This window comes from Pseudomonadota bacterium (genome assembly GCA_016195085.1).
In the GTDB taxonomy this organism is placed as follows: Bacteria; Pseudomonadota; Alphaproteobacteria; order SHVZ01; family SHVZ01; genus JACQAG01.
Genome location: JACQAG010000076.1, coordinates 22,295 through 31,753, shown reverse-complemented (window position 1 = coordinate 31,753; position 9,459 = coordinate 22,295). Strand labels below are relative to the sequence as shown.

The window sequence follows — 9,459 nt, the reverse complement described above, 5'->3', positions numbered from 1 at the left end:
CCCAAAGTCCACCCCCGGCGAGGGTCGGGGAGGGGGTGGTCCCCACCCCCTCCCAAAGTCCACCCCCGGCGAGGGTCGGGGAGGGGGTGGTCGTCGAGCCGGGTCCCTTCCCGACTCCGACCCCCTCCCAAAGTCCACCCCCGGCGAGGGTCGGAGCGCTGGACCGCCGGGAGATCCAGCAGATAGCCCGTGTAAGCGAGCTTGTCGGCGATTTCCCGCGCCAAGGGAAAGCTAAGCTCCAGGGGCGCGAAGCTGCGGTCGCCATGAACCAGGATGCGGTCGAACCAGCGCCTGACCGTCTCCAGGAACTCCGCCTCGCGGTCCGGTCGCGGCCGATGGACGAGGATGTCTCTGACCGAGCCGAACACCGGCACGCGATCGGCCTGCGCCCGCTCCAGGAGCGGCAGCAGCTCGAAGCGAAAGGCCCGGCGGCCGAACGGGAACATCTCGACCACCAGAAGCTGCGGCCGGATCGTCGCATAGGCTTCGATGAGCGCCTGGCGCCGCCGCTCCCGCCAGGCATCATCGATAGGCCGGCCATCGGCATCGACGAGAACCTTGAAGCTGGTATCGACGGCGCGCGCGGCGGGAAGCTGCAGGAGCCTTGCGGCGCCGATATCGATGCCCGATACCGGCATGCCGCCGGACGCCAGCGTGACCTCGAGACCGGCGGCGGCGAGGCCGCGGGCGAGCGTCGCCGCGCGCTTCAGATGACCGATGCCGAGCAGATGCTGCACATGGATCAAGACGCGGGCGGGCATGGCTATCTCAGCGGAAGATTGAGATGCTTGACGCGTGGGCGTCCGTTCTCGTCGATCTCGAAGATATGCGCGGAATGCCGGTCGAGCGCGATCGGCTCCGGTTCGAGCATGGTCCAGCCCGTAGCAAGCGCATAGAGCGCGCGGATGACGCCCTTATGCGTCACCGCCAGCGTCGGGCAAGCCAGGGTCGCGAGCCAAGCGAGGAGTCGGGTCTGTACCTGGCGGGGCGACTCGCCGTCTGGCGGAGTCATGTCGAGGCCGCGGGTTTCCTCCTCGGTGAAGGCATGGCCCAGACGCTGACGCAGCTCTGCACAGGTGCTGCCTTGCCAGGTGCCCCAATCCATCTCGATGATCGCCGGCTCGATCTCGGCGGTCAGGCTGAGGAGCGCCGCCGTCTCGCGCGCCCGCTTGAGCGGGCTCGTCACGGCGGCGAAGGTGGCGAGTTCCGCCGGCAGGCGGTATTCGGCGACGATCCGTCTGCCCGCGGGGCTCAAGGCTTCATCGGCCCGGCCCATGAGCTTCCCGGCGGCGTTGGCCTCGGTCGGACCGTGGCGAATGATGGCAAGGACGGTCATGCCGTCATGCCAGCAACGGAGCGGCGAAGGGCTGCATCCAAGGTATGCGCCGCCGCATCGATCCCGTGATCTCTGGCGACGAGGCGGCGGGTTTCGGCGGCGAGCCGGCCAAGCCGGACCGGGTCATCGAGCAGGGAGGCGACCGCATCAGCGAAGGCGGTGGCATCGCCGACCGGCACCAAAACGCCGCCGGCCTCGCTTTGCACCACTTCCGGCACGCCGCCGGTGGCGCCGGCGACGACCGGTGTGCCCGCCGCCTGTGCTTCCAGGAGCACCATGCCGAAGGCCTCGTTGATGGCCGGCCAGACCAGAAGATCGGCGGCGGCATAGAGGCCGGGCAGCGCCTCCGCGTCCCGCTCGCCCATGAAGGCGAGGCGCGAACCGAGCGGCTGCAATGCCGCTTCGACCGCCGGGCGCGCCGGTCCGTCGCCTACGACGAGGAGGCGCCAAGGCCGGTCGAGGAGGCGGGCCAGCGCCGCGCCCAGCAATTCGTAGGAGCGGAGCTTGTCGCCGCTGCGCATCATGGCGACCGCGATCAGCCAAGGCATGGCGGGCTCGAGCGCGAATTCTTGGGCGAGGCGTCGACGATGCTCGCTCCGCCTTGCTGCCGCCGCGCCATAGGCGCTCGGATCGAGAAAGGGCTTGAGCCGCACCAGGCGGGTGCGCTGGCCGAGCGCCGGGCCGAGACACTCGGCATCGGCGGCGCTCATCGCGAACACCGTATCGGCACGGCTGAGTGCTGCCAGGACCGCCTGATGCCCCACCGCCCATGGACCCTTGGCCCGCTTCGGGGCGAGCGAGGCCTCAGCCACCATATAGGGAATGCGGAGTGCCGCGGCGACCGCCGGGCCGAGCCAGTCCGGCGCCTTGTAATAGAGGTGGTAGGTGAACCAAGCCTCCGGTCTGCCGCCCACGGGCCGATCGCGATAGCGCCGGATCAGACGAGCGGCGATGCGGCCTGAAGTCGCCGCCTGGCGCGCCTGCAGGGTGGGATCGCCCCGATCGATGCGCGTACGCAGCCGGCAGGCGATCTCGACGTGATGGCCGGCCCGTGCGAGCGCGGCAACGAGGAGCTGTCCCAGCCGCCTGTCGCCCGACGGCACGGGATGATCGATCGGCTTCAGGGGTGCGTAGAAGAGGAGGCGCATTAGGATGATGCCTTGCCCCGAGCCTGTCTCAGAGCTTCAGCCTCTCGATGAGGCGGTCGATTCCCGCCTCGTGGCCGAAGTGCCGACGCACCCGCACCTCGCCGGCGCGGCCGAGCGCATGGCGCCGAGCGGGATCGCGGCTCAAGGCGAGGATCGCCCCCGCCAGTCCCTCCGCATCGCCAGGGGCGACGAGGAGCCCGGTTGCGCCGTCTTCGATCAGCTCCGGCACCGCCGAGACCCGCGTGGCGACGCAAGCCAGTCGCTGGCTCTGCGCCTCCATCAGCACGTTGGGCAAGCCGTCGCGGTCGCCATCGGCGGCAATGCGGCTCGCCAATAGAAAGATGTCGGCGCGGCGATACTCCTCGAGCACGGCCGGCTGCGGCTGCGGGCCCAGCCACTGGATGCGCGGGCCGAGACCGAGCGCCTGGGCCTGTTGCTGCAATCTGTGGCGGAGCTCGCCGCCGCCGATATGGGTGAAGCGCCAATGAAGATCCGGCGGCAGCAGGGCGAGCGCCGCCAGGAGATCGCCGTAGCCCTTTTTTTCCACCGCCCGGCCGACCGACAGCAGGCGAACGGGGCGTTCTTCTGCGCTGCCGTCGCATCCGTTCGCCGGTGCCGCCGGTGCGGCGAAGCGCTCGACGTCGATGCCGTGATAGACGAGCCCGACCGACGAAGCTCCGGGTGCTAGCGCTGCCAGGTGCGCGCAGCCGACTTCCGTGCAGGTGACGGCCCAGCTGGCATCGGCCAGCTTCTCGCGCTTCTCCCACTCGGGCGTGGTCCAAATATCCTTGGCATGGGCCGATACGCTCCAGGTGAGGCCGCGCATCAGCGCGGCATAGCGGGCGACCGAAGCCGGCGTATGCAGGAAATGCGCATGGATGTGGCGGATCGACGCCGGCAGCTCGTCCGCGAGCACGCAGGCCTGACCGAAACGGCGCACGCGGTTGCGGCTCGGATCGCGCGCGAGATCCTTGAGCCATCGCTGGCGCGCGGTCTTGAACCCAGGAAGGCGCCGCGCGCGGCGCCAGGCCGCGATGGTTCGTGCCGGCTCGTCGTGCAGATATTCCGGAAGGTAGGCGACTTGTGCCTGGATCTCTCGATGAATGGGATGGCGGGCGCGGTCGGTCGGGTGGCGCAGCGAGACCAGGGAGAGGGCCAAGCCCCGCCGCTCGAGGCCGAGGATCTCCTGGGCAATGAAGGTTTCGGAGAGCCGCGGATAGCCCTTGAGGACGACGGCAATGGCAGGAGAAGCGGCCAGGCTTAGCCCGTATGGTTAGGCCGCGCGACGCGGAAGGCCAACGACCGGGCGCGCTGGCGGGCGATCCTGAGGCGTGCGGCGATCGGCTGCGCCAGCTGTCCGTCGGCGCGCCGCTGCACGCCCTCGAGTCCGTCCAAGAGGCCCTCCGGCGCGACGCTCGAGGGCAATTGCTGCTCGGGGAGACGACGCAGCGCCTCGGCCATGACTTTGGGGTCGCGCTTGCCATCGTCGGCGAGCATGGTGACCAGACCCATTTCCTGGAACCGGGTAGCGCGGATCAGCTGCTCCATCCGCGGCACCGTCCGCGGCACGATGATGGCGCGCTTGTCGAAGGACAGGATCTCGCAGACCGTGTTGTAACCGCCCATTGAGATCACGCCTTCGGCGCGCGCCATCAACGCCTCCAGATGCGAATCGAAGGTGATCGCCTCGACGTTGCGCAGCCTCGCCACCCGTTTCAGGAACTCCGCCTGCAGGTCCGCTTGCAGGAAGGGGCCGAAGACGAGCAGCGCGCGCAGCGGCAGATCCGGGAACTGCTCGTAGGCGCTCAGCACCCAGTCGATCAACCCGTCGCCGTCGCCGCCGCCGCCGGTGGTCACCAGAATATAGGGCTTGCGATCGCGCGTCGCCGCCGCCGGGGTCGGCTGCGGGCCGCTGGGCACCGTTCGCCGAAGATAGCCCGTGTACTGCATCTTGTCGCGGACCGAGGACGGCAGGTCGATGCCCGTCAGCGGATCGCAGACCTCCGGCAGGCCGTAGACCCAGATGGCGTCGTAGAGATCGCGTAAGGCCGGCAGCACGTTCTTGCGCTCCCATTCGGGCGCCAGCGCCGCCGGCTCGTCCATGACGTCGCGCAGCCCCAGGACCAGAGGGATGCCGCGCGCCTTCAGCATGGTCAAGGTCGAGCCGACCTCGCCGCGCAAGCCCAAGGGCTCCTTGTCGACGATGAACAGGTCGGGATCGAAGATCTCCGCCGTGTGCCGCACGATCGAGGCCCTGAGCGCCAGCGTCTCCTCGATATCGATGTGGAGGTTGAGGGGTGTGTATTCGCCGTTGCGCAGCTTGATCACGCCGGGCACCCGCACGAAGTCGACCCGCGCGCGGAAGTCGAAGCTGCCGATGATCGGCGAGCCCGAGAGGATCAGCACGGACAGATCCTGCCGGTGTGCCACCAGGGCATGGGCGATTGCCTGGCAACGACGCAAATGGCCCAGGCCAAAGGTGTCGTGACTGTAGATGAGAACCCGTTTATGGGGGCGGCTCATGGATATTATCTTATGCGTAATCCGTTGACGGCCGGGCATGATGGCATGGACGGGGCGGCCCGCCCAAGCGTCATTTCCGTTGCATTCCCGGATGGACAAGCGCACTTGGACCCGTCACCCTGCCAGACCCCCGGCGTGACCCGCCGGCGCTGCCCTCATGGTCGGGCCAAGTCCGCGCATGGAACCAACGCTCTTTCGCTTCATCTACCGCCACAGCATTAAGGACCAGATCGTACAGCTGTCGCTGACGCTGGCCTCGTTTCCGTTCCTCTACTATTCCCTGGATCTGCCGAAGACGATCGTCAACCGGGCGATCGGCGGCAAGGCGTTCCCGGTGGAGTTCCTGGGCTTCCGGTTCGAGCAGCTGCACTATCTCACCGTGCTCTGCGGCCTCTTTCTCATCCTCGTCATCATCAACGGCATCTTCAAGTATGTGCTGAACGTCGCCAAGGGAAGGATGGGCGAGCGCATGCTCCGGCGCTTGCGCTACGAGCTCTACGCGCAGGTCCTGCGCTTTCCCTTGCCGCATTTCCGTCGGGTGAGCCAGGGCGAGATCATTCCGATGATCACCGCGGAGACGGAGGCCGTCGGCGGCTTCATCGGCGATGCGGTGGCGGTCCCGGTATTCAATGGTGGCCAGCTCTTGACCATCATCTTCTTCATGTTCGTCCAGGATCCAATCCTGGGCGCGGCCGCGGTGGCGCTCTATCCATTCCAGGGCTACGTCATCCCGAAGCTGCAGTCGGTCGTCAACCAGCTCGGCAAGCAGCGCGTCCGCACCCGGCGCAAGATCGCCGATCACGTCGGCGAGAGCATCTCCGGCATCCAGGAGATCCATGCCCATGACGGCGCCCGCTATCAGCTCGCGCGCTTCACCGGGCAGCTCGCTACCATCTTCGACATCAGCTTTGAGATCTATCAGCGAAAATTCTTCGCCAAGTTCCTCAACAACTTTATCAACCAGCTCACGCCGTTCTTCTTCTTCTCGATCGGCGGCTATCTGGTGATCACCGGTGGCTTGAGCCTCGGCTCGCTGGTCGCCGTGCTCGCCGCCTACAAGGACCTGGCCTCGCCCTGGAACGAGCTGCTCATCTACTACCAGGCGAAAGAAGATGCCCGCATCAAATACGAGCAGGTGATCGAGCAGTTCCAGCCGGAGGGCCAGCTCGACGCGACGCTGCAGCTGGCCGATCCGGACCCGGCGGGCCCGCTCACCGGCGAGATCATCGCCAGCAACGTGACCCTGCTCGAAGACGACGGCAAGGTGGTGATCGACGGCGTGTCCTTCTCGCTGCCTTTGACGCAGCGCGTCGCCGTTGTCGGACCGGAGGGCGGCGGCAAGGATGCGCTCGCCATGCTGATCGCCCGGCTCGTCACGCCCAACAGCGGCCAGCTCATGCTGGCGGGGCGCGACCTCTCGAGCCTGCCGGAAGCGGTGACCGGACGCCGGCTCGCCTATGTCGGCCCCGCGGCCTATGTCTTCTCCTCGAGCCTCAGGGACAATCTCCTGTTCGGCCTGATGCACCGCCCAGTCACGGAACGCTCCTATGAAGGAGCTGAGGCCGCCCGCGCGGCACGTCGGCGAATGGAGGCCGAGCGCACCGGAAACATTCTCGACGATTTGGGCGCGGCTTGGGTCGACTATGCCGAGGCCGGCTGCGCCAACGAGGCCGAGCTTTTCCAGCGGCTGCGCCTGCTGCTGGCTGGCACCGATCTCGACAACGACGTCTATCAGATCGGCCTCAGGGGCGTGATCGACCCGAAGCGCCAGCCCAGTGTTGCCGAGCGCATCCTGGAGGCGCGCCGCGCCTTGCGCGTCAATCTCGGCAGCTCCGGCATCGCCCACATGATCGAAGGCTTCGATGAGAACCGCTACAATGGCAACGCCACGCTTGCCGAGAACCTGATGTTCGGCTCGCCGGTCGGACAGGCGTTCGATCCGGACAAGCTCGCCGCGAACCCGTATGTCCTGGCGACCTTGGATCGCGCCGGCCTGACCGAGGATCTCATCCGCTCCGGGCGCAAGATCGCCGAGACCATGGTCGAGCTGTTCGCCGACCTGCCGCCCGACCATCCGTTCTTCGAGCAGTTCAGCTTCATCAGCTCGGAGGACTTGCCGGAATTCCAAACGCTGCTGGGCCGGGTCGAGAAGCTGGAGCCGGCGGATATGCGGCCCGACGACCGCACGCGGCTGCTGTCGCTGCCGTTCAAGACGATCGTCGCGCGCCACCGTCTCGACGTCATCGACGAAAGCATGCAGGAGCGCTTGTTGGCCGCCCGGCACCTCTTTGCCGAGCACCTGCCGGCGGACCTTGCCGGCTCGATCGAATTCTTCAGCGCCGAGCGCTACAACGCCGCCGCCTCGCTGCAGGACAACATTCTGTTCGGCAAGCTCGCCTACGGCCAGGCGGAAGCGGCGCCACGCGTGGGTGCGGTCATCGGCGAGGTCTTGGACTCGCTCGATCTGCGCCCGACCGTCCTCGATGTCGGCCTCGAATTCAATGTCGGCATCGGCGGCTCGCGGCTGACACCAGCCCAGCGCCAGAAGGTGGCGATCGGCCGGGCCATGCTGCGCCACCCCGATCTGCTGATCCTCAACCAGAGCACCGCATTGCTCGATAGCCAAAGCCAGGCTCGGATCATGGAGAGCGTGCTCGCCGAAACGGAAGGTCGCGGGCTCATCTGGGTGCTGCAGCGCGCCGCGCTCGCCCGCGGCTTCGACCGGGTCTTGGTGATGCGCGGCGGCAAGCTGGTGGAGCAGGGACGACCGGACGATCTGCAGCGGCCCGGCACCGCGCTCATGGAACTGGTCGAGCAGGACTAGAACGGGAAAGGGCGGCACATGAGCCTGCAAGAGGAGGTCGATCTCCTGCGCAAGATCCCGCTATTCGCGCGGATCGAGCCGGCCAAGCTGAAGCTGCTCGCCTTCACCAGCGAGCGCTTGATCTTCGAGGCCAATCAACGCCTGTGCAAGCAGGGAGACGTCGGCGATGCCGCCTTCATTCTGATCGACGGCGAGGCGCGGGTCCTGATCGACACCGCGGCTGGGCCGATCGAGGTCGCCAAGCTCGGGGCCGGCGATGTCGTCGGCGAGATCGCCATCCTGTGCGACGTGCCGCGCACCGCCACGGTCGAGGCCCGGACCAAGGTCACGACTTTGCGCATCTCCAAGGATTTGTTCTTCCGTCTGGTCAATGAATTCCCGCAGATTGCCATCGAAATCATGCGCGAGCTCGCGCGGCGTCTCGAGCATACCAATGTGCAGCTGCGCGAGGCAGTGGGAGCCAGGAAATCGTCATGAGCCGTCTGGAGCGCCATCTCTTCCGGATCGAAGCGCAGCTCGCCTGCCTCAACGATGCGGTCAGCCGCATCGCCGGACGCGCCGGCCCGGTGCTTGAGCTCGGACTCGGCAAGGGCCGCACCTACGACCATCTCCTGGAGCGGCTGCCGGAGCGCGACGTTTGGACGTTCGACCGGGCGCTCACCTGCGATCCATCGATCGTGCCGGATCTACGGCTCGTGGTCCTGGGCGAATTCCGTGAGACCTTGCCGACCGCGCTCTCCCGCCTCGGTCGCCAGCCGGTGCTGGTGCACTCCGATTGCGGCTCCGACGACCCGGACCGCGATGTGGCGATCGCGCGGTTCCTCGAGCCGGTCCTGGAGCAGATTCTCGCTCCGGGCGGGATTCTGGTGAGCGACCGCTTGCTCCGCCTCGCCGACACCGAGCCGCTGGCGCTGCCTCAGGGCATCGCCGCCGGCCGCTACTTCATGGCCCAACGACGCGAGCGATGAGCAGCGTGGGGTGAGCCGTCTCGACAGCCATATCCGGCGTTTAGAGGCGCAACGAGCCTGCCTCGATACCGCCATCGCCCTCATCGGCGGCGCCGTCGGTCCGGTGCTGGAGCTCGGCCTCGGCAATGGCCGGACCTATGACCATCTCCGCCAGAACATGCCGGGTCGTGCCATTTTCGTCTTCGAGCGCATCCTGGCGGCCCATCCGACCTCGATCCCGGACCCGCCGTTTCTGATCTTGGGCGACTTTCGCGAGACGCTGCCGGGCGCGCTGCAGCGCCTGGGGGCGCCGGCGGTGCTGGCGCACGCCGATTTCGGCTCCGGCAATGCGGCAGCCACCGCCGCCGTCGCGGAATGGCTGGGGCTGAGTTTGCCGATGCTGCTGGCACCGGGTGCGGTGGTGGCATGCGACCAGACGCTGGTCATCCCCGGCGCGGCAGCGCTGTCGCTTCCCGCAGGGGTTGCCGAAGGCCGCTATCATCTCTGGCAGATGCCTGGCTGAGCGCCGGCGATGCGGATGACGATTGCCGACACTTTCGACAGTATTTCCGTCAAGAGTAATTAAAAGTTCTTCTACCGCGCCGTACCAGTTGTGGTGGAATTACTGATAATTCACTACGCATTTTTTCGGCATCCGACGCATACTCTTTGCGACCACGC

Annotated in this window: 9 protein-coding genes; 4 read left to right on the top strand and 5 right to left on the bottom strand. The window is 67.2% G+C overall.

Going from position 1 to position 9,459, the window contains the following annotated elements; translation table 11 throughout:
• From HY058_20585 to HY058_20565, 5 genes are all read right to left on the bottom strand, one after another.
• On the bottom strand, nucleotides 1-761 hold a 761-nt coding region (locus HY058_20585), incomplete at its 3' end, for a glycosyl transferase (protein ID MBI3499701.1).
• Nucleotides 762-763: 2 nt separating this feature from the next.
• On the bottom strand, nucleotides 764-1,336 hold the full coding sequence (locus HY058_20580) for a histidine phosphatase family protein (GenBank protein MBI3499700.1): 573 nt from the start codon (nucleotides 1,334-1,336) through the stop codon (nucleotides 764-766).
• The gene (locus HY058_20575; GenBank protein ID MBI3499699.1) at nucleotides 1,333-2,484 is read right to left on the bottom strand and encodes a glycosyltransferase family 4 protein; all 1,152 of its coding nucleotides are present in this window, start codon (nucleotides 2,482-2,484) and stop codon (nucleotides 1,333-1,335) included. Before HY058_20575 ends, HY058_20580 begins: the two co-directional genes overlap by 4 nt.
• 28 nt (nucleotides 2,485-2,512) lie before the next feature.
• The gene (locus HY058_20570) at nucleotides 2,513-3,724 is read right to left on the bottom strand and encodes a glycosyltransferase (protein ID MBI3499698.1); all 1,212 of its coding nucleotides are present in this window, start codon (nucleotides 3,722-3,724) and stop codon (nucleotides 2,513-2,515) included.
• 20 nt (nucleotides 3,725-3,744) lie between these two features.
• Entirely contained in the window at nucleotides 3,745-5,007 is a 1,263-nt protein-coding gene (locus HY058_20565) for a hypothetical protein (GenBank protein ID MBI3499697.1), read from the bottom strand.
• 178 nt (nucleotides 5,008-5,185) lie between these two features.
• Here HY058_20565 and HY058_20560 point away from each other — a divergent pair, with 178 nt between their 5' ends.
• From HY058_20560 to HY058_20545, 4 genes are read left to right on the top strand one after another with little or no spacing between them, the layout of a single operon-like run.
• Entirely contained in the window at nucleotides 5,186-7,831 is a 2,646-nt protein-coding gene (locus HY058_20560) for an ATP-binding cassette domain-containing protein (GenBank protein MBI3499696.1), read from the top strand.
• Between the two features lie 18 nt (nucleotides 7,832-7,849).
• Nucleotides 7,850-8,308 (top strand): cyclic nucleotide-binding domain-containing protein, encoded by a 459-nt coding sequence (locus tag HY058_20555; GenBank protein MBI3499695.1) that lies wholly within the window; start codon nucleotides 7,850-7,852, stop codon nucleotides 8,306-8,308.
• Nucleotides 8,305-8,799: a hypothetical protein gene (locus tag HY058_20550; GenBank protein ID MBI3499694.1), complete on the top strand. Its 495-nt coding sequence runs from the start codon at nucleotides 8,305-8,307 to the stop codon at nucleotides 8,797-8,799. Before HY058_20555 ends, HY058_20550 begins: the two co-directional genes overlap by 4 nt.
• 10 nt (nucleotides 8,800-8,809) lie before the next feature.
• Nucleotides 8,810-9,301, top strand: coding sequence for a hypothetical protein (locus HY058_20545; GenBank protein MBI3499693.1), 492 nt, complete (start codon nucleotides 8,810-8,812; stop codon nucleotides 9,299-9,301).
• The last annotated feature ends 158 nt before the right edge of the window (nucleotides 9,302-9,459 follow it).